Genomic DNA, 25,184 nt, shown 5'->3' with positions numbered 1-25,184 from the left:
CATGGCGGGGCGGCGAGCAGGGGTTCTGATTGGCCTTGGCCTAGCGCTGTTCCCCTCGCTTGGCCTCCAGGCGGCCGCCCCTGACAGTCGGGCGATCTCCCTGCCTGCTCCACCGCCTCCACTGGGATTTCCGCAACTGCAGACCCAGGTCAGCTGTCCAGCGTTGCAGACACGCCTGCGGCAGGTGCTTGGTGCCGAAGCCAGCGTCTGGAGCGTGAGCGTTGGCGATGGCTCCGGCCGGCTCCTGGCGGATCTCAACGGTTTAACGCCCCGTATCCCAGCCTCCAACCAAAAGATGGTCGCGACGGCCATGGCCTTGGACCGTCTCGGTCCCGACTACAGCCTCACGACCCGGCTCTGGCGTAGGGCCGATGGAAGCCTCCTGTTGACCGGTGAGGGGGATCCAGACTTCAACACCCCCCAGCTCCAGCGCTTCGCCAAGTTGGCGCTGGGACAAGGCGGCAGCAGCTCACCCACTCCCTCTGCGGTCCGTATCCAACTTCAGGAGGAGCCCCCCCAGCGCTGGTGGCCGGCAGGTTGGCCTGGTGAGGACCGCGTCGAGGCCTATGGCGCACCGATTACGCGTCTGGCTGTCACCAGCAATGCCAAGGCGATGGCCGTGAGCGACCCACCGAGTCGCCTTCAACAACTGTTGGCGGCAGAGATCAAACGTCAGGGAGGACAGGCCAGCATCAGCACCGTGGCACCGACCCCCAATGGGAGTCCCCCCTCCAGTGCGGTGTTGCTCCATGAGGAACGCTCGATCGGCATGCATGGCCTGTTGAGCCTGGCGAACACCGAGAGCCACAACTTCACTGCTGAGGTCCTGCTGCGCCAGGCCGCTGGAAGTTGGGACCAAGTCACAAGCCAGTGGCGTACAAGCCAATGGCTGGCCGCCCAAGGTCTACCGATGGCAGGGATCAAGGTGGTTGACGGCAGTGGTCTCGACCGCGGCAACCGCCTCACCAGCCGCCTGCTGGTGGCATTGATGTTGCGCATGGCGCAGCACCCAATGGCCGACCATTACTTCGCCTCAATGGCCATTGCCGGTGAGCGTGGAACCCTCCGCAACTACTGGTACGACACCGAGTTGCAGGGTCAGTTTTTCGGCAAAACCGGAACGATTCGAGGAGTGCGCTCCGTCAGCGGATTGCTGAACACCCCCGCTGGGCCTCGCTACATCAGCATGATTTCAAACGGGTCCAGCGCCCCCAATACGGTCATTGGACAACTGCTGCGTCAGACCCGCAACGGTGCGCTCTGCCCCTAGCGGTTTCCGGCTGCCTTGCGAATGCGATCCGCGGCGCGGCGGGCGCGGTTGATCGGCACGGCCTGCTGTTGACCAGCAACGGGGTTCGGCACCAGTGAGGCTGGATTGACACCCTGGAGCTTCACCAGCTCACGCTTGCCAGCCACGACCACCTGCCCCATCTCCCGCAGACGATCCTCGAGTTCACCGAGGACTTGTTCCGCATAGCGGTTCGCCCCTTCTTGGATCGTGCTGGCTTCCTGGCGGCTGCGGGCGATGAGGGCCTCACACTGCTGCTGGGTTTGCTGGCGGAACTGCAGAGCATCGCCCTGCACCCGCTCGGCTTCAGCCTGGCTGCTCTGCTGCAGACGAAGGGCCTCAACACGAACCTTCTCAAGTTCCGTGAGGCTCTGCTTCCGTGCTGCCTCGTGTTGCTCGCTGAGCTGTCGCTTGAGCTCGATCGCTTCTTGATCAAGCTGCTGGCGGCGTTGCAGCCCTTCCTGTTCGAGTTGCTGACGGCGCTGGCTGAACTGTTGCTCCAGCTGAGCCAGCCTGGCTTGATGCTCCTGTTCTGTCTTGGCGACCTGTTGCCGGGCCTGGGCGATCATCTGCTCGCACTGCTGGCGGGCCTGGTCGCGCAATTCCGCCACCTGCCGCTCGGCTTCACTGCGGATCGACTGGCTATTAATCAGCTGATCCCGCTGCTGCTTGGCCTGGGCAACGATGTCGTCCGCCTTTTGGCGGGCCTGCTGGATGAACTCATCCTTTTTGGCCACCAGTTCGTCGGCTTTGACCAACTGACCGGGCAGAGCATCCCGCACGGCATCCATCAATTCGATGGCGTCCTGCTCGTTGACCAAACGCCCGCCACTGAAGGGAACCCGGGTGCCGTCGAGAACGACTTCCTCCAGTTGATCCAGCTGGTCGAGCACGGAGGTCAGCTGCGTCTCAGACATCAGCGGGGTGCGTGGAGGGACTACTGATTAAAAAGCCTCGCCAGATCTTCTGCCACTCCTGTGGGGACCATGTGACCAACCGGTCCGCCGAAACGGGCCACCTCCTTGACGACCGAGCTGCTGAGAAAGCTGTGGGCCGTTGCCGTTGCGAGAAACAGCGTCTCCAGCTTCGGAGCCAGACTTTTATTGGTATGCGCGATCTGCAGTTCGTATTCGAAGTCGCTCAACGCCCTCAGGCCCCGCAGAATCACGCCGGCACCACAGCGCTCGGCGAATTCAACCGTGAGCCCATCGAATGCCGCCACTTCGATCCGCTGGAGATGACCCGTCGCTCCACGGATCTGCTCGATCCGCTGCTCAACGCTGAAGCAAGGGTTTTTACCCGGGTTGCGCAGCACGGCAACCACCAGGCCATCGAACAGATGGGAACCCCGTTCGATCACATCCAGATGCCCAAGGGTCAGGGGGTCGAAGCTGCCGGGGTACAGGACTTTCATCCGTCGATCCTAGAAAGAGAAGGCTCGCTCAGACCCGCAAAGGCCCTGCTGTTCCTAGAGTTTGGGCTCTGAGGGCCTGATCCATGGCACTGAACGCCGACGCCAAGAAGACCTTGCTTCGCAAGATTCCCCACGGGGTCTTCATCTGTGGTGTGGCTGAAGGGGAAGAGGTCAACGGCTTCACCGCCAGCTGGGTGACCCAGGGCTCGTTCGAGCCGCCGCTGGTGGTCATGGCCGTCCGCTCCGACAGCACCAGTAACGGGATGATTCAGCGCACCAAGCGCTTCTCGTTGAACGTCCTCGCGGCCGACCAGAAGGATTTAGCTGCCGTCTTCTTCAAACCCCAGAAGGGCGTCGGTGGCCGTTTTGACGCGGCTCCCTTCAGCCTCGGCGAACTGGGCCTGCCGATCCTCAACGACGCCCTCGGTGGAGTCGAGTGTGAGCTCATCGGCCAGGTCGCCCATGGCGATCACACCGTGTTTGTCGGTGAGGTCAAGAGTGCCGTTCTTCACCGCGATGGCGCGGCCCTCGAACTCAGCAGCACCGGCTGGCAGTACGGCGGTTGAAGTCTCTGCTGCAGGACCCAGCTCGGCTCAAGGCTCGCCTCAAGGAGGTACCGACTGAGCCTGGTTGTTATTTGATGCGGGATGCGGAGGACCGAATCCTCTACATCGGAAAAGCCAAGGTGCTGCGCAACCGGGTCCGCAGTTACTTCCAAAGCGGGAGTGGCCATGGCCACTCCCCGCGCATCGCCCTGATGGTGAGGCAGGTCTGTGAGATCGAGTTCATCGTCACCGACAGCGAGGCAGAGGCCCTCGCCCTTGAGGCGAACCTGATCAAGAACCACCAGCCGCACTTCAACGTGCTGCTGAAGGACGACAAGAAATATCCCTACCTCTGCATCACCTGGAGCGAGGCCTACCCGCGCATCTTCATCACCCGCAGGCGGCGCTTCCGCTCACCCCTGGATCGTTTTTATGGGCCCTATGTGGATGTTGGCCTGTTGCGGCGCACCCTGGGCTTGGTCAAACGGGTCTTTCCCCTGCGTCAGCGCCCCCAGCCTCTCCATCGGGATCGGACCTGTCTGAATTACGACATCGGTCGCTGCCCTGGGGTCTGCCAAGAAAAGATCAGCTCCGAGGACTACCACCGCACCTTGAGGCAGGTGGCGATGGTCTTCCAGGGACGCAATGAAGAGCTGCTGGACCTGCTCCATGAGCAAATGGAGCGCTACGCCGAGCGCCTGGATTTTGAGAGTGCTGCCCGGGTGCGCGATCAGCTCCAGGGCATCGACACGCTGACGGCGGATCAGAAGATGAGCCTTGGCGATAGCTCGATCTCACGCGATGTCTTGGCCATGGCTGCCGACGAGCGGGTGGCGGCAGTGCAGCTGTTTCAAATGCGGGCCGGAAAGCTCGTCGGCCGGCTTGGCTTCACCGCCGATGCCATTGGCATGCCTTCAGCGGAGGAGGGGGCGGGAGGCGACCTGCCCCCTTCGGAAGCGCGTCGCGCTGCCATGGGGCGGATCCTGCAGACCGTGATCGAGGAGCACTACAGCCAGGTCGAAGGGGTTGAGATTCCACCCGAACTCCTGCTCCAGGCCCCCTTGCCCCAACAGCAGTTGCTTGAGGATTGGCTTTCGGAGCTTCGTGGCCGCAAGGTGCGTCTGTCCGTGCCCCAACGGGCCCAAAAGGCCGACCTGATCGAGTTGGTCGAACGCAACGCCAACTACGAACTGGAACGGGCCCGCCGCGCCAGCGAACAAAACCTCCTCGCCACCGAGGATCTGGCGCAGCTGCTGGAGCTGAACACCCCTCCCCGCCGGATCGAGGGGTATGACATCAGCCATATCCAGGGCAGCGATGCGGTGGCATCGCAGGTGGTGTTTATCGATGGCTTGCCGGCCAAGCAGCACTACCGCAAATACAAGATCCAGAGCAGCTCGATCCGCTCCGGTCATTCCGATGACTTCATGGCCATGGCCGAGATCATGCGGCGTCGCTTCCGCCGCTGGGCCCAGGCCAAGGCTGCCGGTGCCGATCTCAAGGAACTGCGGCGATCGGCAGGCTCAGCGCTTCACACGGGCGGGCTCAATGACTGGCCGGACGTGGTCATGATCGACGGCGGCAAGGGACAGCTCTCTGCGGTGATGGAGGCCCTACGGGAGCTCAACCTCGATGAGGATCTCGTTGTCTGTTCCCTGGCCAAACAACGCGAAGAGGTCTTCATTCCCGGTGTAAAGGAGCCGTTGGAGAGCGAACCGGAGCAGCTCGGCGTTCAGCTCCTACGGCGGCTTCGCGACGAAGCCCACCGTTTCGCCGTCAGCTTCCACCGTCAGCAGCGGGGTGAGCGGATGAAGCGCTCCCGTCTCTCAGACATCCCTGGCCTTGGACCCAAGCGGATCAAGGAGTTGCTGGCCCATTTCCGCTCCATCGACGCGATTCAGCTCGCCAGCCCCGAGGCCCTGGCGGCAGCTCCAGGAATGGGGGCTGGTCTCGCCAAGGTGATCTGGGACCACTTCCACCCTGGCGGCGATGAGGTTGGCGCGGGCCAGCCCCAGGAGGACGCGGTTGACCTCGAGAATGATCGACCGTTGGAGCTGGCTGGGTGAAGCCCTTGCGTTGGATCCTGGCTTCGATCATTGCCATGCTGTTGCTGGCTCCCGCAGCGGCCTGGGCTGCGCCCGGGTTGTGCATTGGCCCCATCTGCGCCGACGAGATCAGCCGCAGCGCCAAACATCACTTCCAGCTGAGGATGCGCATCAGCGATCAGCGGGGCCACCGTGAGCGGATCGTGATCGACTGCCGCAACGGTCAGCTTTCGCCGGCGGCGGGACTGGTCGAACGCGGCTATGCCCAGGCCGTGGCCACCAAGGCCTGCCGCTTGGCTGGGGAGCCTGCATGAGTATCGGCATCTGGGTGTTGGGTGATCAGCTCAACCCTGATCAGTCAGCTCTGGCCAGTGCCAGGCCTGAGGACTGCCGGGTGTTGCTGCTGGAGAGCAGTTCGGTCCTGGAGCAACGGGCGTATCACGCTCAAAAAGTGGTTCTGGTGTGGAGTGCCATGCGCCACTTCGCCGCCGACCTCCGCGACCAGGGCTGGACTGTGGACTACATCCAGACGGAGACGTTCAGCAGCGCACTCTTGGCCTGGATCCAAGAGCAGGGGATCCAGGAACTGCGGCTGATGGAGCCGGTGGATCGCGGTTTTCGCCGCTCCATTGAGCGGTTGTCATTGCCCATTCCCATCCACTGGATGCAAAGCAATGCGTTCCTCTGGAGCCGGGAAGACTTTGCGGCTTGGGCAGGGCGCTACAAGCAACTGCGCATGGAGCTCTTCTACCGCGAAGGGCGCAAGCGTTTTGGCGTTCTGATGGAGACCGCCGATTCACCCCTTGGCGGCCAGTGGAATTACGACCAGGAGAACCGCAAGCCCCCAACGAAAGGTCTGAGCGGTCCAGCCCCACTCTGGTTCGAGCCCGATGCCGTGACCAGGGCCGTCATCGAGAAGGTTGAGGGGCTGCAGCAGCGCCATGGCTTGCCAGGGGAGACCCAACCCTTTCGCTGGGCGGTCAATCGTGACCAGGCCCTGCAGGTCCTGGATCACTTCACTCAGACCCGCCTCTCAGGCTTTGGTCCTTTTCAGGACGCCATGGTCAGCGGTGAGCCCACCCTGTGGCATGCACTGCTCTCCCCTTACCTGAATCTGGGACTGCTCCATCCCCTGGAGGTCATTCAGCGGCTGGAGCGGGAGGGCCTTGAGCGGCAGGTGCCCCTGGCGGGACTCGAGGGAGTGATTCGTCAGATCCTGGGCTGGCGGGAGTACACCCACGGCCTCTATCGCTGGTTTGGAGAGCAGTACGCAGAGGTCAACCATTTCGGGGCTTCAGAGCCCCTGCCGCAGTGGTTTGAGCAGCTTGGGGGGAGCGGGATGCGTTGTCTCGACACTGTTTTTGCGGAAATCGAGAGCAGTGGATACGCCCACCACATCCAACGCCTGATGCTCCTGGCGAATTACGGCCTGCTGGCCGGCTTGGATCCCCAAGCCTTAACGGCCTGGTTCCACCGGATGTTCATCGACGGCTTCGATTGGGTGATGCTGACGAACGTGCTCGGCATGGGGGTCTTTGCCGATGGCGGTCGCCTGGCCAGCAAGCCCTATGCGGCCAGCGGCAACTACATCAAGCGCATGAGCAACTACTGCAAAGGCTGCTCCTACGACGTCAAACAGCGCACTGGTCCCAAGGCCTGCCCCTTCAACAGCCTCTATTGGGATTTTTTGGCACGCCATGAACCTGAACTCAGGCGTAACCACAGGATGGGATTGGTGATGAAGCAGCTCAGCAAGCTTCCGGAGGAGGAGCTGGCTGCGATCCGCAGCACCGCGGCCAACCATCGCGCCCTGGCGGCCAGTGGTGGCGCCTAACTTGTTGCCCAGTTCGGCTCCGGCCTGTGATCACCCTGGCGGCCCTTCCTCCTGAGGCTTACCTCTGGTTCAAGACCCTCCACATCGTCGGCGTGGTGGTCTGGTTCGCCGGACTCTTTTATCTCGTCAGGCTGTTCATCTATCACCGGGAGGCCGAGGAGCTCGAGCCTGCCCTCAAGGATGCGTTCCAGGCCCAGTACGGGCTGATGGAAAAGCGTCTGGCCAACATCATCACCACACCGGGAATGGTGGTGGCTGTCTCGATGGCGATTGGCCTGTTGGTGGCAAACCCTGCCTGGCTTCAGCAGGGATGGATGCACGCCAAGTTGGCCTTTGTCGCGGCCCTGCTGGCCTATCACTTCTTTTGTTATCGCCTGATGGGGCAGCTGCAACAGGGGAGCTGCGGCTGGAGTCCCAAACAACTGCGGGCCCTCAATGAGCTGCCGACCTTGCTGTTGGTGATCGTTGTGATGCTGGTGGTCTTCAAGAACCAGTTCCCAACCGGAGCCGCCACCTGGTTCATCGTGGCCCTGGTGGTCTTCATGGCCGCCTCCATTCAGTTCTATGCCCGCTGGCGCCGCCTCCGGGCCGAGAAGGAAGCCGCCGCAGCTAGCTAGTGCGCCATCCCCTGATTCCGGTCCTGCAATCCGTCACGGCTGAATGCTGCCCAACGCGGCTGAATTTCCACTGCCACACCACAAACAGCGATGGCAGCCTCGCGCCTGAGGCCTTGGCCCAGCAGGCCCTCTCCATCGGCCTGGAGCATTTGGCGGTCACCGATCACCACAGCACAGCTGCTTTTTTGCCAATCCAGCGCTGGTTTGAGCAGCAGCTGGAGAGCGGGATGAGCCCGCCCCAACTCTGGAGTGGCATCGAGATCAGCTGCCTGCTGGAGGGCTGCCTTGTTCATGTCCTCGGCCTTGGTTTTGATCCCGAACACCCTGCGCTGGAGCCCTATCGCCAGGGCCAAGCTCCGATCGGGGAAGCGCTGAAGGCCAGCGAGGTCAGGCGCCGGCTCCATTCCGCTGGGGGATTGGCGTTGCTGGCCCACCCCGGCCGGTATCGACTGCCGTTTCAGCGATTGATCCCCGCGGCCGCAGATCTGGGGTTCGATGGGGCCGAGGCCTACTACGACTACGACATGCAGCCGCAATGGCGTCCGACGCCGTTGGTGTGCGACTCGGTCTCAGAACTTCTGACCAAACACGCACTTCTGCGAAGTTGCGGTACCGATACCCATGGGTTCGAGCTTTGTGGCCGCTAGGGTTTCCGGAGATCCTGAACCCTTGCGATGGGCCTGTTTGATCGCCTGCTCGGCAATAACCAGTCGCAGTCTCCCCTGACCAAGCGGGAGCCAGCGAAGAAGAAGGAGGAAGCGTTCTTCCTCGACGCCGATTCCTCCAGCAGCATGGGGAATGTCGACTTCATGCGTCAGTCGAACACGATCCGTCGCACCTTCCCCGGCACCGCTGCCAGCCCTGGGAGCAAGGAAATCGTTGACGAGGTCGCCTCGATGACGGCCCGTCGTGTCATCAAATCTGATGGGCTTGGTGACCCGAAAAAACCTGAGGTGCAGACCGATCTGACGGGTGGCATCCCGAAGGAAGTCAAGAAGACGTTCTGCGAGCCGATGAGCCAGGCCGAGCTGGACGAGCGCAAGCGTGGTTCCTCCGTCGGCGTGAACGTCCCCGGTGGCCCTGCCGCCATCAACGCCCAGAAGCAGCAAGAGAAAGCTCAGCAGGCCGAAGCACAGCCCACCACCCCGACGAGCACGGCGAAGCCCGGGGACATTGGTGCCTTCAAGGGCTGGGTCAAGGACCTCTAACCCTCGATCAGCGCCTCCGCATTCAAGACCAGCTCACGCAGATGCGCGAGCTGGTTTTTTTGTGCCCCGCTCCAGAGCCCGCGGTGATGGGCCTCAAGCAGGCGCTCGCCCATGTCCCGCAGGGCCCAAGGGTTGTGGGTTTTCAGGAACTCCAAAACCTCGGGAGATTCAAGCCACTGCTCGCAGATTGAGCCGTAGCTCCAGTCGGGAACCCGACCGGTGCTCGCGTCGTAGGCGAAGAGGTAATCGAGGCTGGCGGCCATCTCGAAGCCACCCTTGTAGCCGTGCTGTTGCATGCCTTCAATCCAGCGCGGATTGAGAACGCGGGAGCGGAGCACCTTGTCGAACTCCTTCTCCAGGCGGTGGATGCGGGGCCGCTGATGGCGTGAATGGTCCCCGAACCAAACCGCTGGTGCGACACCACGAACGGACTCGACCGCAGCACTCAGCCCGCCCTGGAACTGGTAATAGTCATCGGAATCCAGAAGGTCATGCTCACGGTTGTCCTGGTTTTGCAGCACGACCTGGACTGACGAGAGGCGCTGCTGAAAACCATCCCGGTCGGAGGCAATGCGCAGGGCACCAGTGCCATCACCCTCGTAGCGCCAGCTGCCCCAATTCAGGTAGGCCTCGGCCAGATCACCACGCCCCTCCCAGTCACCACTGTCGATCAGACCTTGAAGGCCCGCTCCATAGGCCCCAGGGGCTGAGCCATAGACCCGCCAGGCATGACCATCCCTTTGCGCGGCTTGCGCGAGCGGGTTCTCCTCAGCCGATTCATCGGCTGCAGCCACCAGAGCCGTGGCGCGGTTGACCCACGCCACCAGCTGGGGAAAGGCGTCTCGGAAGAGTCCTGAGATCCGCAGGGTCACATCCACCCGGGGCCGACCTAAGGCCGAGAGGGGAATCAACTCCAGGTCCACCAGCCGTCGACTGGGTCCATCCCAGACCGGGCGGACGCCCAGCAAGGCCAGGGCCTGGCCAATGTCCTCACCGCCATTGCGCATCGTGCTGGTGCCCCAGACCGACAGGGCGAGATGGCGAAGGGGCTCCCCCTCCTCCATCAAATGCTGATCGAGCAGGAGTTCTGCGCTACGTCGACCCAGGTCCCAGGCTGCTTCCGTCGGCAGCCCGCGCAAATCAACGCTGTAGAAATTGCGGCCCGTCGGTAAAAGATCCGGCCGTCCACGGGTGGGGGCACCGGAGGGCCCCGCCGCGATCCGATCACCTGCTACACCACGCAGAAAGGCCGTGCGCTCGGCCTCACCGCAGCCAAGCAGATTCGGCACGAGCCGTTGGCCAAGACGCTCCAGCACCTGCTCGGTGTGTTGCCCGACGGCCTCGTGGCTGTGCACTTCGCCCAGAAGTGAGCGGCAGAGATCAAGCGCCTGATCTTCAAGCCAGGCGATGGCATCCCCGCAGACCCTGGGGTGTCTGAGGCCGAGGGCGAGTAGCCGCTGCTGATCGACGGGCTCGAGGGGGGATTCTTCTGGGTCACTCCAGGGGTCCAGCTGCAAGGCCGCATCGAGGGCAAGGGCCTGGGTTAGACCGAGACCACCCTCCTGGGGGGGACGGGCCAGACAGGCCAGCAGTTCAGCGAGGGCCTCCGTCTCAGGAAGGGAGCCGAAGCGATGCAGACCGGTTCGGATCTGGGCTTCCTTGAGTTCACAGAGGTAGCCGTCGGCGGCATCGAGGGGATCCGCAGCGTCGCCCGCGGCCAAGACGTCGCTGAGTTCGCTGCGGCTCAGTTGCGTCAGGATCGCGCTGCGGAGCGTCTCGCTCCGAGCACTGCCTAGCTGTACGGATTCCCAGTACTCATCAATCAGAGCCTCGAGTTCCCGCAAGTCGCCATGGAGTCCTGCACGACCAAGGGGTGGGGTGAGGTGATCGAGGATGACCGCCTGGGCACGGCGCTTGGCCTGGGAGCCCTCACCCGGGTCATTGACGATGAACGGATAGAGGTGGGGGATCGGGCCTAAGGCCAGTTCCGGGAAGCAGCCTGGCGAGAGTCCAAGTCCCTTTCCAGGAAGCCACTCGAGGTTGCCGTGCTTGCCCACATGGCAGACCAGCTGGACCGCTGCGGCTTGGTTCAGCCAGAGGTAGTGGGCCAGGTAGTGGTGGGTCGGCACCAGATCCGGGGAGTGGTAGCTGAGGCTTGGGTCCCTCTCGTAACCCCGGGACGGCTGGATCATCACCACCACATGGCCGTATTGAAGGCCATGGATGGGGTAGCCCTCCTTCTCCAGCGACGGATCCTGTTTTGGTGAACCCCATTGGGCTTCCAGGCGGCTGCGAGCTGCTGCGGGGATTCCGTCAAACCAAGCCAGGTAGTCGGCAAGGGGAAGGTGATCTAGGGCCTTCAGGTGAGTGCTTTCAGGGTCATTCGTCCGTCCGGCGAGCAACGCCTGAATCAGGCCGTCTCCGTCGCTTGGCAGCTGCTCCGGTAGTCCATAGCCCGCTTGCTTCAGCCAATGCAGCATCGCCGCAGCGCTGGCTGGGGTGTCGAGCCCGACGCCGTTGGCTAATCGCGCATTGCGGGTTGGATAGTTCGCCAGCACCAAGGCCAGACGGCGATCGGACGCCGGGGTCTCGCGCAGGCTGCACCAGCGCTGCACCAATTGCGCAACCCAATCGAGCCGCTCCCGCTCCGGTAGATAGCGATGCAGAGCTGTGGCCAAGCGCGCATCAGCTCTGGTCAGCTCCTTAAAGGCTCCAACGCGTGTGCTGATGCGACCGTCGAGCTCCGGCATCGCCACCTGCAGGGTCAGATCCAGGGAGGACAGACCAACTGGACTGGCGCTCCAAGCCTCCTGCGTTTGGGTGCTGCAGAGCAGCTGGAAGACAGGAACACCGAGCGCGTCCCACAGCGGGGCACCGAGCCCTGCTTCAGCGAACTGCACGGAGGCGAAGGAGGTGGTGCAGACCACAGCCGCCACCTGCTCGCGCTGGAGCAGATCCAGGGTTCCTCGCTGGACCCCTGGGTCCCTGAGGCTGCTGACCCAGAGAGCCCGCGGGGCGAGCCCCTGTGTTCTGAGGGAGTCGAGCAGGGCCTCGGGCAAGGCCAAATCACCGGACTGCAGGAGCGCCCGGTAGAGGATGACACCGACACGCGGTCCGAGATCGTCACGCCAGTCGTGGGCTTTCGGGTCCTCAACGGCGTGGACTTGGGGGAGCTGCAGCTGGCCGTGATCGAGCCAGTGGCCAAGGGAGCCCAGGACCTCCAGAAGATTGGATGTACCCCCTTCCCGGAGGCAGCGGCTGCTGGCTGTGGCGAGTGCAGCGGGAACGCTGCTGAGGCTGGCAAGGGCCTCGTCCTCATCGGCGGTCCCCGCCAGAACCACCAGCGCTCGTTTGGAGTCTGCAGAGGCCCACTGCCGGAACTGCTCGAGGCCATAACTCCAGTGCCCGCGTCCGCCAAGCAGTCGGATCAACACCAGCTGCGTGCCGCCAAGGCTGGTGCGGATGTAGTGATCGAGAACCGCTGGGTGCTGCAGGCTGGCCAGGTTGAGACCTTGGATCTGGCGAGCCGCTCCTGCCGGACAACTGTGCTGATCCAGGCAGGCCGACAGGGCAGCCAAGTCGGTGTCGGCGCTGGAGAGAAACACCAGCTCCGCCCCGGGTTGCTCCACGTAGGTCACCCCGTCATCAGGGCTGTGGCTACCAGGGACAGCCGCAAGACGGTGCATTGCTCCATCTTGCTGGTTCAGCACTCGCGCTTGGGCACCCAGCAGTGAGAGGATCGTCTGCAGCTGTGGCCGCCCCCACCGACCCCATGCATCAGTTCCTGCCCTTCGCCTGGTTCGGTGGCAAGTGTGTGCCCTTTGCGGAGGCCACGCTGTCGGTGGCGACCCATGCCCTGCACTACGGGACCGGTGCGTTTGGCGGAATGCGGGCGATCCCCAATCCGGCCGATGCCAACGAGATTCTTCTGTTCCGGGCCGACCGCCACGCCCGCCGATTAAGTCAGAGCGCGCGTCTCCTACTGACAGAGCTCAGCGAAGACACGATCCACCGCGCGATCCATCAGTTCCTGTGCGCCAATCGCCCCACCTGCCCGGTCTATCTGCGTCCCTTCGTCTACACAAGTGACCTGGGGATTGCCCCGAGGCTGCACAACATTGAGACCGATTTCCTGATCTACGGCCTTGAGCTCGGTGACTATCTCTCCCCTGAGGGGGTGAGCTGCCGGATTAGCTCCTGGACCCGCCAAGAAGATCGCTCCCTGCCCCTGCGCGGCAAGATCAGCGGCGCCTACATCACCAGTTCACTCGCCAAAACAGAGGCCGTCAAGAGCGGTTTTGATGAGGCTCTGCTGCTCAACAGCCGCGGCAAGGTCAGCGAGGCCAGCGGCATGAATCTGTTCCTCGTTCGCGATGGTGTCCTGATCACACCAGGTGTCGATCAGGACATTCTTGAGGGCATCACACGATCCAGTGTTCTGGAGCTGGCTAAGGCGATGGGGATCCCCACCTTGGAGCGTCCCGTCGACAAGAGCGAGTTATTCATTGCCGATGAAGTCTTCTTGAGCGGTACAGCCGCCAAGGTCACGCCGATTCGTCGTGTGGAAACCACTGAACTCAGTGCTGAGCGTCCGGTGATGACCGCCATTCGCGAGCGCCTGACCGCCATCACCGAAGGGCGTGATCCCGCCTTTGACCATTGGGTCACGCGGATTCGCCTGGACGGTTGATCGGTTGATGCTCGCCACACAACGCATCGGTTTCCTTGAACGCCTGCACAGCCCTGCGCGGCCAGTGCTGGTGTTTGACGGCGCAACGGGAACGTCGTTGCAGCAGATGGATCTGACTGCTGATGACTTCGGCGGCCTGGCCCTCGAGGGTTGCAACGAAAACCTGGTGTTCACGCGCCCGGATGCCGTCCAGGCGGTGCATCGTCAGTTTCTCGAAGCCGGCTGCGATGTGATCGAGACCGACACCTTCGGGGCGACCTCAACGGTCTTGGCCGAGTACGACATCCAAGACAAGGCCTTTGAGCTCAACAAGCGGGCCGCGGAGCTTGCCCGTGAAATGGCGGCGGCCTACTCAACGCCTGAGAAGCCCAGGTTTGTGGCCGGATCGATGGGTCCGACGACGAAGCTGCCAACCCTTGGGCACATTGGCTTCGATGAGATGCGCGACTCCTTTGCGGAGCAGGCCGAGGGCCTGATCGCAGGAGATGTCGACCTGTTCATCGTTGAAACCTGTCAGGACGTCCTGCAAATCAAGGCGGCCCTCCAGGGCATTGAACAGGCCTTTGCCAAAACAGGTGAACGGCGTCCCCTGATGGTCAGCGTGACCATGGAGACCACCGGCACGATGCTGGTGGGCTCGGATATTGCCGCTGTCGTGGCGATCCTTGAGCCCTTTCCGATCGATGTTCTCGGCCTGAACTGCGCGACCGGCCCCGAGCAGATGAAGGAGCACGTCCGCTACCTCTCGGCCCATAGCCCCTTCGTCGTCAGCTGTATCCCCAACGCGGGATTACCCGAGAACATTGGCGGTGTGGCGCACTACCGCCTCACACCCACAGAGATGAAGATGCAGCTGATGCACTTCGTCGAGGACCTGGGTGTCCAGGTGATCGGTGGCTGCTGCGGCACGACTCCGGCCCACATTGCGGCCCTGGCGGAGCTCGCTTCTGAACTGCAACCTGCAGAACGCAGCGTGCGTGGAAGCACTGAGCCGGATGCTGATGCTCCACGGCCAGCCCTGCAGTACGAACCCTCAGCCAGTTCGATCTACGGCGTTACCCCCTATCTGCAGGACAACTCCTTCCTGATCATTGGTGAACGGCTGAATGCCAGTGGCTCCAAGAAGGTCCGGGAGTTGCTGGCTGAAGAGGACTGGGATGGTCTGGTTTCCGTCGCCCGGGGGCAGGTCAAGGAGAACGCCCACGTTCTCGATGTCAACGTCGATTACGTCGGCCGCGATGGCGAGGCCGATATGCATGCCTTGGTGAGCCGTCTGGTCACCAACGTCAACCTTCCCTTGATGCTCGACTCCACGGAGTGGCAAAAGATGGAAGCTGGCCTGAAGGTGGCCGGTGGCAAGTGCATCCTCAACTCCACCAACTACGAAGACGGTGACGAGCGCTTTTTCAAAGTGCTGGAACTGGCGCGTGACTATGGCGCTGGTGTGGTGGTCGGCACCATTGATGAGGAGGGGATGGCCCGCAGCGCAGAGCGCAAATTCGCCATCGCACAACGCGCTTACCGGGACGCCCTGGAATACGGCATTCCAGCCCATGAAATCTTCTACGACCCTCTAGCGCTGCCCATCTCAACGGGCATCGAAGAGGACCGTGAGAACGGCCTCGCCACCGTCCAGGCGATTCGCATGATTCGCGAAAACCTCCCGGGCGTCCATGTGGTTCTCGGTGTCAGCAACGTCAGTTTCGGCCTGTCACCTGCGGCTCGCATCGTTCTGAACTCCGTCTTCCTGCACGACTGCTGTGAGGCGGGCATGGATGCGGCCATCGTGAGCCCTGCGAAAATCCTCCCCCTGATCAAGATCAGTGAGGAGCACCAGCAGGTCTGCCGCGATCTGATCAATGACCGCAGGCGCTTTGAGAACGGCGTCTGCGTCTATGACCCGCTGACGGAGCTCACCACGCTGTTCGAGGGCGTGTCCACCAAGGAAGCCCGCGCCTCCGGTCCCTCCTTGGCAGACCTTCCGGTTGAGGAGCGGCTCAAGCAGCACATCATCGATGGCGAGCGCATTGGCCTTGAGGATGCCCTGCGTCTTGCGCTTGAGACCTACAAACCGCTGCACATCATCAACACCTTCCTGCTTGATGGGATGAAGGTGGTAGGTGAACTCTTCGGCTCCGGCCAAATGCAGTTGCCTTTTGTGCTTCAGAGTGCCGAGACGATGAAGTCTGCGGTGGCTTTCCTGGAGCCATTAATGGACAAGGTGGAGGGTGAGAGTTCAGCGAAAGCGAAGTTCTTGATTGCCACTGTCAAAGGCGATGTCCATGACATCGGCAAGAATCTCGTTGACATCATCCTTACGAATAACGGCTACGAGGTGATCAACCTGGGCATTAAGCAGCCCGTCGAGGCCATCATTGAGGCGCAGCAGAAGCACAACGCTGATTGCATTGCCATGAGTGGGTTGTTGGTCAAGTCAACGGCCTTCATGAAGGACAACTTGGCTGCGTTCAATGAGGCAGGGATCAATGTCCCTGTGATCCTTGGTGGTGCTGCGTTGACCCCTCGCTTTGTCAATAAGGACTGCCGTGAGGTTTATGCCGGTCAGGTGATTTACGGCCGCGATGCGTTTGCTGACCTGCGGTTCATGGATGCCCTCGTGACCGCCAAAGCGGATGAGCAGTGGGACAACGCCAAGGGGTTCCTGGGTGCGATTCCCGAGGGCCTTGGTCTGGAAAATGCTGGCGAATCTGACGGTCAGCCAGAGGGCTCTGGCGGCAAGGCAGCGGCTGAATCGACTCCCGCTGCGCTAACTCCCGTCTCAACGGAACGCTCCGAAGCCGTCCCTGAAGAGCCAGCCCTCACCCCTCCGTTCTGGGGAAGTCAGGTCCTGCGGGAAGACGCGATCGACATCGAATCTGTCTTCGCCTACCTGGATCGCAATGCCCTCTTCGCCGGGCAGTGGCAACTGCGCAAGGCCCAAGGACAGTCCCGCGAGGACTATGAGGCCATGCTCGCTGAGAAGGCTGAGCCGGTCCTCGCCCACTGGAAGCAGCGCTGCATCGATGAGGCCCTGCTGAGCCCTCGGGTGGCCTACGGCTACTACCCCTGTGGCCGTGATGGAAATGCCCTTGTGGTGTTTAACCCTGAGCAACACGACCAGGAGCTCGGACGCTTTGAGCTGCCGCGCCAGCGATCAGGCAACCGCTACTGCATCGCTGATTTCTATCGCGACCTCGCCCCCGGGGCCACAGACGTGCTGCCGATGCAGGCGGTGACCATGGGTGAGCGGGCCACCGAATTCGCCCAGGAGCTCTTCAAGGGCGATCAGTACAGCGACTACCTGTACTTCCATGGACTTGGCGTTCAAATGGCAGAGGCCTTGGCCGAATGGGTCCATGCCCGCATTCGCAGCGAGCTGGGCTATCCGGACCCCGCAGACATGCCCCTGCGCGATGTCTTAGCTCAGCGCTATCGCGGCAGTCGCTACTCCTTTGGTTATCCCGCCTGCCCCAACGTCCCGGATTCCCGTCAACAGCTCACCTGGCTGGGTACGGATCGCATTGGGTTGAGCATGGACGAGAGCGACCAACTGGAGCCCGAGCAGAGCACCACAGCTCTGGTCGCCCTGCACAGCCAGGCTCGCTATTTCTCCGCTTAGGGTCAGGGCCCCTCACCCTTGACCGATGGCCATTGCCGGACCTGGCGGCGTCGATGCTGCAATCGCCTCAGGCATTGATCTCGATGGAAGCCCGATCCCTCAGGAGATGCTGGCCCTCTACAACGAGGTGATGGATCTGGAGAGTCAACGGGCCCGCAGCGGCGTCAAAAAATCAATGCGGAACCGTGTGGTTAAAACCGGCTCGAAGCACTTTGACCAACAGACCCTCGATGCACGCCTCAAGGCGGCTGGCTGGGATGGCCTGAAGGACAAAGAGGTCGCCTTCTTCTACGGCTGACTCAGCCGCAGAGATTTTCCATGGTGTCGATCACTTCCTGTTGGAACTCCTCGAGGTCAGAGGAGTCCGATAGATCGACACCTTCTCCAGCCGCGTTCTGAGCTAACTCCTGGAAGTGGAATGCGCCCTCGCCGTTGGCCAAGAACTCAATGGCAGAGCTCTCGCCGCTCTCCTTGAAGGCATCGCAAAGGGCCAGGAAGGCGCCGTCTTCGGTGAAGTCCCAGCTCATGTAGGGGGGTTGGCTGAATGACCTTTAACGCCTTACCCCCCGATCCCGTCAACCTCCCCGGCGGTTTTGTTCCACTCCTTCGTCAGAATTGACGTCATTCACCGGCTGAAACCGGGCACAACCCAACGATGAACGCAGCTGAGACCACGTCCCTCAACGTTCTTGGAGAACCGTTGCAGGAGTGTGGATGTGACCCGATGACTGGCTGGTTTCGCGACGGCAGCTGCCGCACCAACGCAGCGGATTTGGGGCGTCACAGCGTCTGTTGCGTCGTCAATGAACAATTCCTCAGCTACTCGAAGGCTCAGGGGAATGATTTGACGACCCCGATGCCCGCCTATGGCTTCCCCGGGCTCAAACCCGGTGACCACTGGTGCGTCTGTGCAGCCCGTTGGCTCGAGGCCTACCAAGACGGCATGGCCCCACCCGTCCGCCTCGCAGCTTGTGAGGACTCCAGCCTGGACGTGATTCCCCTCGAGCTGCTTCAGGCCCACGCGGCGGACCAGTGACCGCCCTCAGCATCGGTGTCCTGGGCCTTGGGGCTTGGGGGCAGACCCTTTCTGATTTGTTCAGCCGCCAGGGGCACCAGATCAAGGTTTGGAGCCGCCGCAGCGGAGGGTCCCCTCTCGAGGCGATACGCGATGTCGATTTGGTGCTGGTGACCGTCTCCCTTGCAGGGAGCAAGCAGTTGGCCACAGACCTAGCTGGGGACTGGGACCTGCGAGTGCCGCTGCTGAGCTGTAGCAAGGGGCTCGACCCCGAGACCCAGCTCACCGCAAGTCAGATCTGGCAGGCCGCTAATCCCGAGCTCAACCCTCTGGTGCTGAGTGGTCCCAACCTTGCGACTGAATTGGCCCAGGGCTGCCCGGCGGCGAGTGTTTTGGCCGGGGTGGAGCTCGATCGGGTTCAGCAGCTGCAGCGGCAGCTCAGCTCCGATCAGCTGCGGCTTTATGCCAGTGCCGATCCGCTTGGAGTGGAACTCGCGGGTGCGCTTAAAAACGTGATGGCGATCGCGGCTGGTATCTGCGATGGCCTGCAGCTCGGAGCCAACGCCAAGGCCTCGTTGCTCTGCCGGGGGATGGCGGAGATGGGACTGGTGATTCAGAACCTGGGGGGAGAGCAGGGCAGCCTCTACGGGTTGGCGGGTCTGGGTGATCTCTTGGCAACAGCGAACAGCCCCCTCAGCCGGAACTACCGCTTTGGTTTGGCCCTGGCGGGAGGGGCCAGTGCCAGCGAAGCCCAAGCCAGCGTTGGCGCCACTGTCGAGGGATTCAAGACTGCCCAGGCTGTTGCGGCACTGGGCGAGCGCCACGGCTGGTCCCTACCGATCTGCCAGCAGGTGGTGCGTACGGCAGACGGCCGAAGTAGCCCCCAAGAGGCGGTTCATGCCTTAATGCAGCGGTCCCTTCGTGATGAGCAGGCCTAGCGCTGGATGCCTGAGCTTCCTTCCGATCCAACGGCGCGGCGGGCTCTGCTGATCGAGGCGTTTGCTGATGGTCCCCTGTGCGGCAACGGCGCAGCGGTGGTGGAACTGCAGGAGGCGGCCAGCCCAGAGTGGATGCAGGCCCTGGCGGGCAGTTTGAAGCAATCTGAGACGGCCTTTCTTTGGCTGAACCCCAGGCAGCAGTGGTGCATTCGCTGGTTCACACCAACCTGTGAGGTGCCCCTCTGCGGCCATGCAACGCTGGCCGCAACCCTGGCCCTGCAGCACTGGAACCTGGTTCCAGTAGGAGACGAGCTCCGCCTGGCGAGCCGAAGCGGTGGCTTAGCGGTTCGCGTTGATCCGCAGGTGAGGGGAGCTGCCTCCCTGGTGCTGCCCAGCGAACCCCTCATCCATGAGCAGGCACCGAGCTATCTGAGGCAGGTTCTGGACAGCGACGTCTTGGGCTACTGGCGCTCGAACTTGGGCTATCGCGTCGTACTCGTGGACAGCGCGCTGATCCTGCGGGAGCTCCGGGGGGTGAGTGAGCGCCTCGAAGGGGCTGATCGTCAAGGTCTGGTGGTGATGCAGGCCGGGAGCTCCGCTGAGCTCTTTGGCCAGACCTGCGACTACCAGCTGCGCTTCTTTGCCCCAGGCCTCGGCATTGAGGAGGATCCGGTAACGGGTTCAGCCCATGCCCTCGTCGCCCCCTGGTGGGCCGATGCGCTCGGCAAGTCCACCCTGCACGGCTGGCAGCCCTCGGCCCGCTGCGGCGGGATGCGCTGTGAGCTCCAGGAGGGTTACCGCGTGCGCCTCAGTGGTCTGGGCCATGTCCTCTGGTCAGGCTCAGTCGCAGCCGGCCCTCCAGGGCATGTTCCAGGCGACTGGAGCGTCTGCAGTCAGGACTGAGTGGCGCTTTAATCAGATCTGGCCTTGGTCAAGGAGATGGGCGTTCTGGGGCGCTACGGCACAGCAGCGCTGCGCTGCAGCGACGTGGCTGAAGCCAACGGTGCGCTGGTCCCCCTGGATACCGCTTTGGAAGGCCTTGCGCGCTGCGAGCCATTCGTCATTCGCCGACTGGAATCGGCCACACCGAAACATCTGCGCCGGGAGGGGCCCAAGCCAAATCCCTTTCTTCCCTGGGATCAGCGCCTGGAGGTGGAACGACTCGGAAGCAGCCACCTGTTGCTGCTGAACAAGTTTCCCGTTCAACGGGGCCACCTGCTCTTGATCACGCAGCAGTGGAGGCCGCAGGCCGGATGGCTTGAGCCTGCCGACTGGATGCAACTCGCGGCCGTGGATGCCTGCACCAGTGGTCTTTGGTTTTTCAATAGTTGCCCCGAAGCCGGGGCGAGCCAGCCCCATCGCCACCTGCAGCTGCTGCCGCGGGAGCCGTCTGAGGTCTGTTGTCCCCTCGACAGCGCTATCCGGGCCCAACTGGCTGGATTGGAGGATCCCTGGCCCTGGCGCTATCGCGTGAGTCACCGGACCGCACCGGCTGGGGCTGAAGCGGCGGCGGAACTCGAGCGCCTCTACCTCGAGCAAACGGAGAGCTTGGGTCTTGGGCAACCGTCGATGTCCGAGCACCCAGGAGCTCCCTACAACGTGCTGATCAGCCCCGACTGGTTCATGACCGTGGCCCGCACCAGGGAGCACGCGGCGGGGTTCAGCGTGAATGCCCTTGGTTTTGCTGGCTACCTACTGCTCACGAACGGCTCCGATCGGGATTGGCTCGAGCGCCATGGTCCTTTGGAGCTGCTGCGAACGGTGGCTCAACCTCGGTGAATTCACCGACGACGCGGGGGACGGGTCAAGGTTTTGCTGAAGCAAGCACACCTTGTTTCCATGCCCACCACGCGGGAGCAGGCCGCAGAAGTTAAGCGGCATCGCGGTCTTGTCCTCGGAACAGCACGGCACTACGCCCAGCGCTGCAGGGAACCCGTCGACGATTTGATCCAGGCTGGCTGGGTCGGTTTCCTCAGGGCCTCAGCGCGGTTTCAGCCAGGACCTGACCGCAGCCTTGGTGCCTATGCCAAGCCCTTTGTCCGCGGCGCAATCCTTCGGCACCTCAGAGACAACAGCCGGCTGGTGCGCTTGCCCCGATCTGTTCAGGATCGGTTAGCGCAGTTGAACAAGATTGAGGCCGCTACTGGCAACCAAGCAACAGTGGGCTTAGGCCGCCGACTGGGCTGGAGTGAGACAGCCTTGCGTGTCCTGCAGCAGGCCGAACAGCTAGAGAGGCTCGATTGGCTTGACCCTGAGCGCTGTGAGGGGATCGCAGCCATGGACGACGAGACAGACCCGTTGCTGCCACGGGCAATGGCGCAGTCCTGGTTGGCGTCGATCCAGCAACGCCACAGTCAGGTTGTGGAGCTTGTGGTCTTGGAGGGCTACAGCCTGCGCCGGACCGCTGGTCTGCTGGGGATCAGCTCCGCAACGGTCCGGCGCAGGCTTCACGCTGGACTGGAGGAGCTCAGGACTCGCTGGAATCCTGCATTTGGCGCTCGAGGGTGCTCAGGGCCGCATTGATCGCCGCCAGCTGACGCTCCAGACCGTCGCGCCAGAAGGTCAACATCTGATGCTTGCGCTCTTGGTGACGGCGACGCATCTGGGCCGGAGAACCCGCATCAGCGCAAGCAAAGAACGGAGGAATCATGGAGAATGCTTGAGTTCAATCGTTCTAGCCAGCAGCAGTGGTTTGCCGCGACAGGCGGCAGGAGCATCAGCCTCTGTGTTGATTTCGATCAGCCGGAGATAAAAGAATTCGGAGCAGCAACGCACCCCACCGCCAATCATTCGCACGTTGAGAGCAGTTGGTCCCATAGGTCTGATGAGACCCCTCGCAATTGCTCTCGTTGGCGGCGTGTTGATCGCCCCTATCCCGGCTCAAGCCGATGTGGCCTTGATGGCCGGCCAGCAGGCCCGGCCGCTGCAGGGTGCGTTCAACACCGTTCCGGTCCTGCACTCCAACCAACCGGAGGAGGTGCATGGACCAGGCATCCTGGTGACGACAACACCCGGACAGACCATTGCGGCGGAGACGGGACAACCCCTTGCCAACGCCACCTACACCTTTAACGGTGAGTTCGGCCTTCACGTTCACCACAAGTACTACCCGAATGACAAGAGCCGCATGGGTAGCGGTGGTGGACGCCGCGGTGAACTCACCCTGGCCACCCTGCTGATCAACCCCAGCAGTCAGCCCGTTCACATTCGCTTTGAGAAAGGGGCTGTCCGCAACAGCTTTGAAGCGCCCTACCAGTCCGACAATCTGATGGGCGTGAAGCCTCTCGGCCATCGCCCATGGAACACCGGGCCAGGGGACGCGACAGCTGTGCAAATGCTGCGCGGCAAGCTGGACCGGAGACTGGCCGATGAGATCACCATCCCCGCCCGCAGCAGGATTGTTCTCTTCAGCACTCAACTCCCAGCCAAGGGCATTGCCAACGGACTGCTGAAGGGACGAAGCGATGGACCGTTCCAGATGGCTGTGGTGGCCGCCGAGGATCCCCAGTCCGATGCAGATCTGATCGCTGTCCTGGATCAACGGCGGTTGGCACCAGGTCGGGTTTACCTCAGCCGGATTCGCCAAATTGAAAACGGCACGGTCTTCTCACGGGTGGCGGGCGTCGCCATTGGCGACGAATACACCGCAAGCGTGTCCCATGACCTCCAGCAAGGTGCACTGCACGTGCCCCTCACCAGCACCAACCGCCACCATTTCGGCACCGGGGAAGTTCAGATCAATCCCCTGGTCACCCGAATGGTTGATTCCTCGTTAAACAACGTCGGGACCTACGGGGTGCGCTTTGACGTCACCATGAATCTCACGGGCACAGGCCCCCACAAGTTGGTGCTCAGCCATCCCACGATCAATGGCCGAGGCAAATTCACCGCCTTCCGCGGCTCAATCCGCATCGAAACATCCGATGGATACCAAGAGGTCCACGTCGGGATGAAGTCCGGCGAAAGCCTCCCCATTGCCGACCTTTATCTACGGCCGGGTCAGAGCAATCCCGTCAAGGTCAGCCTGGTCTATCCAGCGGATGCAACCCCTGGGCACCTGCTGAGCGTGGTTTCGGACCAGCAATTGGCCAATCTCAAACAACGGGAGACGATGACTGCGGTCGCTGCTGCCGCCACAAAACAAAGCCCACCCGAGGTTCCCGTAGCGGCGATCAAGTCACCAGTCTTTGAGCCTGTGACGATCAGGCCGGTCGCGCCACCGGTCGTCGCTCCCCCGCAATGGGTTGAGCCCCCACCGGCACTTCCCAATCTGGAGGGCGTTTCTGCCGCAGTGATCAACCCGACACGCATGAGTGAGAGCTTGATGCTCCGCTACCAGCAGGCTGTCGAGGCCCAACAAAAGATGATGAACTCCCTGTTGGGTCGATAACCTCAACAACAGTTCCCGAGCCTGAGTGAGCCAGCGAGAGACCGACAAACGGCGGATCTCGCTGGAACTCAGCGAGGAGCTTTTGGACTGGATCGACGGGCTGAAAGGTCAGCTCGGCTTGCGCAGCCGCGGCGCCACGGTTGAACGCCTACTTCAGGAAGTCAGGGGATCCCAGGACGAGGACGCAGACCAGGACGACTCCTCGCAATCGCAGCCTCACAAGACTCCGGAGGGGGAGGAACGGGACTCACTCGAGGTCGAAGAAGAGCAGAGACCCATTCCCCTCGACGAAGACCTTTCAATTGTTCTCGTGCACTCAGGCTTGGTCGCACAGCGAGACCGGAGCCGTGTCTCATCCGAGAGCAGTGAGGTTTTGCGGGAGGGGTCCCCGGAGCCTCCTGCCGCCACAGGCGGCATTCAGCTTCCCGGCTTCGTGCGCAAGCAAGCCAAGCGCGTCAAGCAAACCCTCGACGCGCCTCCCCGCGCGGCGACGCCTGACGCCACGTTGGCCCTGATCCACCGGCTTGAACTGGAACAAGCCATGCAACAGGTCGCCTCGCACTGGAGCGAGGTCTACGGCCAAGCGCCAACGGAGGCTGCGCTGGAAGCGGCCATGGTCTGGCTCGGCCGGGATATCTGGCCGCAATCGGGGGACAGCGACGGACGTCCCTTCGGCTGGAACCTGGTTCAACAGGTGATGTTCTCCTATGCGCCCGAGTGGGAGGAGGGGACCCCGACCCTTGAGCGCGTGATCGTTGCTGCGGGAATCCTTGAGGACCCCTTTGGTGGATCAACGCTGGCCGCACGTGTTCCGAGCTTGATCACACGCTTCGTTCAGCGTCACCGAAGCCGCAGCAAGCGAAGCACCTCCTTTGATGCCATCGACAACAGCATGACGGTGCACAGCGCCCTGAAGATGCTCCAGCTCGCCACGGTCGCCGATCGCCCCTACAGCCTGCGGGAGATCAGGGAGGCCTACCGCACCCAAGCCGTCAGCCATCACCCTGATGCCGGCGGATCAGCTGATGCGATGCGTCGCCTCAACGAGGCCTACCAGTTCCTCAAGGAGCGCTATCGCGACGTTGCCTAATCACAGGTCGCAGACGAGACTCGTCGCCAGTCCCGGGATGCGACGATTCTCAGACGCTAAAGCAGTGTGGATTAGTTCTTTATAGATAGGCATTTGTCGTTGTTTTGGCTGCACGAGGCAATGCATTGACAGCCTGCACAAGACCGAGCATTCAGGCGATGTCCTCGCATCTCACCAGCACTGTCCAACACTCTGGACAACGCTCAAGAAGTCAGTTCAGGCCTGCTTTCCCAAAGACGCGTACCTGCTGTAGACACAGGTACGCGCCTGATTCCTTCTGGGTATCGGCTCATTTCCGGTGTTTTCCGGCAAAACCAACTCGATCGTCTCCTATTGGTCCTACTGAGGGTCTAGGCCTGGAAGGCCACTGCGACCCACGAGAAGAGCTTCGGTAAAAGTCTGCGCAAGTCCAGCCAGAGGCATTCGGGGAGTGTTTCAGTCGGTACGCCTGAGACGCAGTTCAGGTCTTGTGATGAGGAGATGATGGGACT

At 62.4% G+C, this 25,184-nt stretch carries 23 protein-coding genes; 18 read left to right on the top strand and 5 right to left on the bottom strand.

Features of this window, described 5'->3' with window-relative positions:
• Position 1 precedes the first annotated feature (1 nt).
• The gene (locus tag QZ184_RS02735; protein WP_296418040.1) at positions 2-1,270 is read left to right on the top strand and encodes a D-alanyl-D-alanine carboxypeptidase; all 1,269 of its coding nucleotides are present in this window, start codon (positions 2-4) and stop codon (positions 1,268-1,270) included.
• On the opposite strand, the gene QZ184_RS02730 is transcribed toward QZ184_RS02735, so the two are convergent.
• Positions 1,267-2,205: a hypothetical protein gene (locus QZ184_RS02730; protein ID WP_247478486.1), complete on the bottom strand. Its 939-nt coding sequence runs from the start codon at positions 2,203-2,205 to the stop codon at positions 1,267-1,269. The genes QZ184_RS02735 and QZ184_RS02730 overlap by 4 nt on opposite strands.
• Before the next feature lie 20 nt (positions 2,206-2,225).
• Positions 2,226-2,702: a pantetheine-phosphate adenylyltransferase gene (gene coaD, locus QZ184_RS02725; RefSeq protein ID WP_010317039.1), complete on the bottom strand. Its 477-nt coding sequence runs from the start codon at positions 2,700-2,702 to the stop codon at positions 2,226-2,228.
• 83 nt (positions 2,703-2,785) lie between these two features.
• Between coaD and QZ184_RS02720 the strand changes: the two genes are divergently transcribed.
• From QZ184_RS02720 to QZ184_RS02690, 7 genes are read left to right on the top strand one after another with little or no spacing between them, the layout of a single operon-like run.
• Positions 2,786-3,268 (top strand): flavin reductase family protein, encoded by a 483-nt coding sequence (locus QZ184_RS02720; protein WP_010317037.1) that lies wholly within the window; start codon positions 2,786-2,788, stop codon positions 3,266-3,268.
• Positions 3,265-5,313, top strand: coding sequence for an excinuclease ABC subunit UvrC (gene uvrC, locus QZ184_RS02715; RefSeq protein ID WP_296415065.1), 2,049 nt, complete (start codon positions 3,265-3,267; stop codon positions 5,311-5,313). Before QZ184_RS02720 ends, uvrC begins: the two co-directional genes overlap by 4 nt.
• A gap of 35 nt (positions 5,314-5,348) precedes the next feature.
• The gene (locus QZ184_RS02710) at positions 5,349-5,606 is read left to right on the top strand and encodes a hypothetical protein (protein WP_050778481.1); all 258 of its coding nucleotides are present in this window, start codon (positions 5,349-5,351) and stop codon (positions 5,604-5,606) included.
• The gene (locus QZ184_RS02705) at positions 5,603-7,126 is read left to right on the top strand and encodes a cryptochrome/photolyase family protein (protein ID WP_296418039.1); all 1,524 of its coding nucleotides are present in this window, start codon (positions 5,603-5,605) and stop codon (positions 7,124-7,126) included. Before QZ184_RS02710 ends, QZ184_RS02705 begins: the two co-directional genes overlap by 4 nt.
• 26 nt (positions 7,127-7,152) lie before the next feature.
• Positions 7,153-7,743 (top strand): protoporphyrinogen oxidase HemJ, encoded by a 591-nt coding sequence (hemJ, locus tag QZ184_RS02700; RefSeq protein ID WP_247478481.1) that lies wholly within the window; start codon positions 7,153-7,155, stop codon positions 7,741-7,743.
• Positions 7,743-8,390, top strand: a complete 648-nt coding sequence (locus QZ184_RS02695) for a PHP domain-containing protein (RefSeq protein WP_247478474.1) — start codon at positions 7,743-7,745, stop codon at positions 8,388-8,390. The genes hemJ and QZ184_RS02695 overlap by 1 nt, the downstream gene beginning before the upstream one ends.
• A 27-nt stretch (positions 8,391-8,417) precedes the next feature.
• Positions 8,418-8,951: a hypothetical protein gene (locus QZ184_RS02690; RefSeq protein WP_296415060.1), complete on the top strand. Its 534-nt coding sequence runs from the start codon at positions 8,418-8,420 to the stop codon at positions 8,949-8,951.
• Here QZ184_RS02690 and cobN read toward each other — a convergent pair.
• Positions 8,948-12,637 (bottom strand): cobaltochelatase subunit CobN, encoded by a 3,690-nt coding sequence (gene cobN / locus QZ184_RS02685; RefSeq protein WP_296418036.1) that lies wholly within the window; start codon positions 12,635-12,637, stop codon positions 8,948-8,950. The two genes, QZ184_RS02690 and cobN, sit on opposite strands and share 4 nt — an antisense overlap.
• Positions 12,638-12,723: 86 nt before the next feature.
• Here cobN and QZ184_RS02680 point away from each other — a divergent pair, with 86 nt between their 5' ends.
• Genes QZ184_RS02680 through QZ184_RS02670 form a run of 3 tightly spaced genes read left to right on the top strand, consistent with a single transcriptional unit; the run spans position 12,724 to position 17,558 of the window.
• A complete protein-coding gene (locus QZ184_RS02680) occupies positions 12,724-13,641 on the top strand; it encodes a branched-chain amino acid transaminase (protein ID WP_296418051.1) in 918 nt (305 codons plus the stop codon).
• A 7-nt stretch (positions 13,642-13,648) separates the two neighbouring features.
• Positions 13,649-17,260: a methionine synthase gene (gene metH, locus QZ184_RS02675; RefSeq protein WP_296418034.1), complete on the top strand. Its 3,612-nt coding sequence runs from the start codon at positions 13,649-13,651 to the stop codon at positions 17,258-17,260.
• A gap of 25 nt (positions 17,261-17,285) precedes the next feature.
• The gene (locus tag QZ184_RS02670) at positions 17,286-17,558 is read left to right on the top strand and encodes a DUF4090 family protein (protein WP_296415056.1); all 273 of its coding nucleotides are present in this window, start codon (positions 17,286-17,288) and stop codon (positions 17,556-17,558) included.
• A 1-nt stretch (position 17,559) separates the two neighbouring features.
• Here the strand turns inward: QZ184_RS02670 and QZ184_RS02665 are convergent, their stop codons facing one another.
• Positions 17,560-17,787 carry a hypothetical protein gene (locus tag QZ184_RS02665; protein ID WP_010317004.1) on the bottom strand — a complete coding sequence of 76 codons (228 nt, stop codon included), beginning with the start codon at positions 17,785-17,787 and terminating at the stop codon, positions 17,560-17,562.
• Between the two features lie 128 nt (positions 17,788-17,915).
• Here QZ184_RS02665 and QZ184_RS02660 point away from each other — a divergent pair, with 128 nt between their 5' ends.
• The 5 genes from QZ184_RS02660 to QZ184_RS11415 are packed head-to-tail and all read left to right on the top strand — an operon-like array spanning position 17,916 to position 21,736.
• Positions 17,916-18,296 carry a DUF2237 domain-containing protein gene (locus tag QZ184_RS02660; RefSeq protein WP_029626305.1) on the top strand — a complete coding sequence of 127 codons (381 nt, stop codon included), beginning with the start codon at positions 17,916-17,918 and terminating at the stop codon, positions 18,294-18,296.
• A complete protein-coding gene (locus QZ184_RS02655) occupies positions 18,293-19,213 on the top strand; it encodes an NAD(P)H-dependent glycerol-3-phosphate dehydrogenase (protein WP_296418032.1) in 921 nt (306 codons plus the stop codon). Before QZ184_RS02660 ends, QZ184_RS02655 begins: the two co-directional genes overlap by 4 nt.
• A 6-nt stretch (positions 19,214-19,219) precedes the next feature.
• The gene (locus tag QZ184_RS02650; protein WP_296415050.1) at positions 19,220-20,116 is read left to right on the top strand and encodes a PhzF family phenazine biosynthesis protein; all 897 of its coding nucleotides are present in this window, start codon (positions 19,220-19,222) and stop codon (positions 20,114-20,116) included.
• 36 nt (positions 20,117-20,152) lie between these two features.
• A complete protein-coding gene (locus QZ184_RS02645) occupies positions 20,153-20,992 on the top strand; it encodes an ATP adenylyltransferase (RefSeq protein WP_296418029.1) in 840 nt (279 codons plus the stop codon).
• A gap of 60 nt (positions 20,993-21,052) precedes the next feature.
• Complete coding sequence (locus tag QZ184_RS11415) at positions 21,053-21,736, top strand: sigma-70 family RNA polymerase sigma factor (protein ID WP_247478454.1); 684 nt, start codon at positions 21,053-21,055, stop codon at positions 21,734-21,736.
• Here QZ184_RS11415 and QZ184_RS02640 read toward each other — a convergent pair.
• A complete protein-coding gene (locus tag QZ184_RS02640; RefSeq protein ID WP_363155472.1) occupies positions 21,681-21,815 on the bottom strand; it encodes a hypothetical protein in 135 nt (44 codons plus the stop codon). The genes QZ184_RS11415 and QZ184_RS02640 overlap by 56 nt on opposite strands.
• A gap of 222 nt (positions 21,816-22,037) precedes the next feature.
• Between QZ184_RS02640 and QZ184_RS02635 the strand changes: the two genes are divergently transcribed.
• Positions 22,038-23,603, top strand: coding sequence for a DUF3370 family protein (locus tag QZ184_RS02635; protein WP_296418027.1), 1,566 nt, complete (start codon positions 22,038-22,040; stop codon positions 23,601-23,603).
• Positions 23,604-23,628: 25 nt separating this feature from the next.
• A complete protein-coding gene (locus QZ184_RS02630; RefSeq protein ID WP_296415044.1) occupies positions 23,629-24,693 on the top strand; it encodes a molecular chaperone DnaJ in 1,065 nt (354 codons plus the stop codon).
• Positions 24,694-25,184: the final 491 nt, after the last annotated feature.

The sequence above is a fragment of the Vulcanococcus sp. DEBay_Sum22DG08_74 genome (assembly GCF_017852955.1).
In the GTDB taxonomy this organism is placed as follows: domain Bacteria; phylum Cyanobacteriota; class Cyanobacteriia; order PCC-6307; family Cyanobiaceae; genus Vulcanococcus.
The sequence above is the reverse complement of the archived record's forward strand: the minus strand, read 5'-3'. Positions and strand labels throughout refer to the sequence as shown.

What these genes read in the sequence shown, in the direction of transcription:
- QZ184_RS02735 (WP_296418040.1), top strand. Translation starts at nt 2, where the DNA reads ATGGCGGGGCGGCGAGCAGGGGTTCTGATTGGCCTTGGCCTAGCGCTG.
- QZ184_RS02730 (WP_247478486.1), bottom strand. Translation starts at nt 2,205, where the DNA reads ATGTCTGAGACGCAGCTGACCTCCGTGCTCGACCAGCTGGATCAACTG.
- coaD (WP_010317039.1), bottom strand. Translation starts at nt 2,702, where the DNA reads ATGAAAGTCCTGTACCCCGGCAGCTTCGACCCCCTGACCCTTGGGCAT.
- QZ184_RS02720 (WP_010317037.1), top strand. Translation starts at nt 2,786, where the DNA reads ATGGCACTGAACGCCGACGCCAAGAAGACCTTGCTTCGCAAGATTCCC.
- QZ184_RS02710 (WP_050778481.1), top strand. Translation starts at nt 5,349, where the DNA reads ATGCTGTTGCTGGCTCCCGCAGCGGCCTGGGCTGCGCCCGGGTTGTGC.
- QZ184_RS02705 (WP_296418039.1), top strand. Translation starts at nt 5,603, where the DNA reads ATGAGTATCGGCATCTGGGTGTTGGGTGATCAGCTCAACCCTGATCAG.
- QZ184_RS02690 (WP_296415060.1), top strand. Translation starts at nt 8,418, where the DNA reads ATGGGCCTGTTTGATCGCCTGCTCGGCAATAACCAGTCGCAGTCTCCC.
- cobN (WP_296418036.1), bottom strand. Translation starts at nt 12,637, where the DNA reads ATGCACCGTCTTGCGGCTGTCCCTGGTAGCCACAGCCCTGATGACGGG.
- QZ184_RS02680 (WP_296418051.1), top strand. Translation starts at nt 12,724, where the DNA reads ATGCATCAGTTCCTGCCCTTCGCCTGGTTCGGTGGCAAGTGTGTGCCC.
- metH (WP_296418034.1), top strand. Translation starts at nt 13,649, where the DNA reads ATGCTCGCCACACAACGCATCGGTTTCCTTGAACGCCTGCACAGCCCT.
- QZ184_RS02670 (WP_296415056.1), top strand. Translation starts at nt 17,286, where the DNA reads ATGGCCATTGCCGGACCTGGCGGCGTCGATGCTGCAATCGCCTCAGGC.
- QZ184_RS02665 (WP_010317004.1), bottom strand. Translation starts at nt 17,787, where the DNA reads ATGAGCTGGGACTTCACCGAAGACGGCGCCTTCCTGGCCCTTTGCGAT.
- QZ184_RS02660 (WP_029626305.1), top strand. Translation starts at nt 17,916, where the DNA reads ATGAACGCAGCTGAGACCACGTCCCTCAACGTTCTTGGAGAACCGTTG.
- QZ184_RS02650 (WP_296415050.1), top strand. Translation starts at nt 19,220, where the DNA reads ATGCCTGAGCTTCCTTCCGATCCAACGGCGCGGCGGGCTCTGCTGATC.
- QZ184_RS02645 (WP_296418029.1), top strand. Translation starts at nt 20,153, where the DNA reads ATGGGCGTTCTGGGGCGCTACGGCACAGCAGCGCTGCGCTGCAGCGAC.
- QZ184_RS11415 (WP_247478454.1), top strand. Translation starts at nt 21,053, where the DNA reads ATGCCCACCACGCGGGAGCAGGCCGCAGAAGTTAAGCGGCATCGCGGT.
- QZ184_RS02640 (WP_363155472.1), bottom strand. Translation starts at nt 21,815, where the DNA reads ATGCGTCGCCGTCACCAAGAGCGCAAGCATCAGATGTTGACCTTCTGG.
- QZ184_RS02635 (WP_296418027.1), top strand. Translation starts at nt 22,038, where the DNA reads ATGAGACCCCTCGCAATTGCTCTCGTTGGCGGCGTGTTGATCGCCCCT.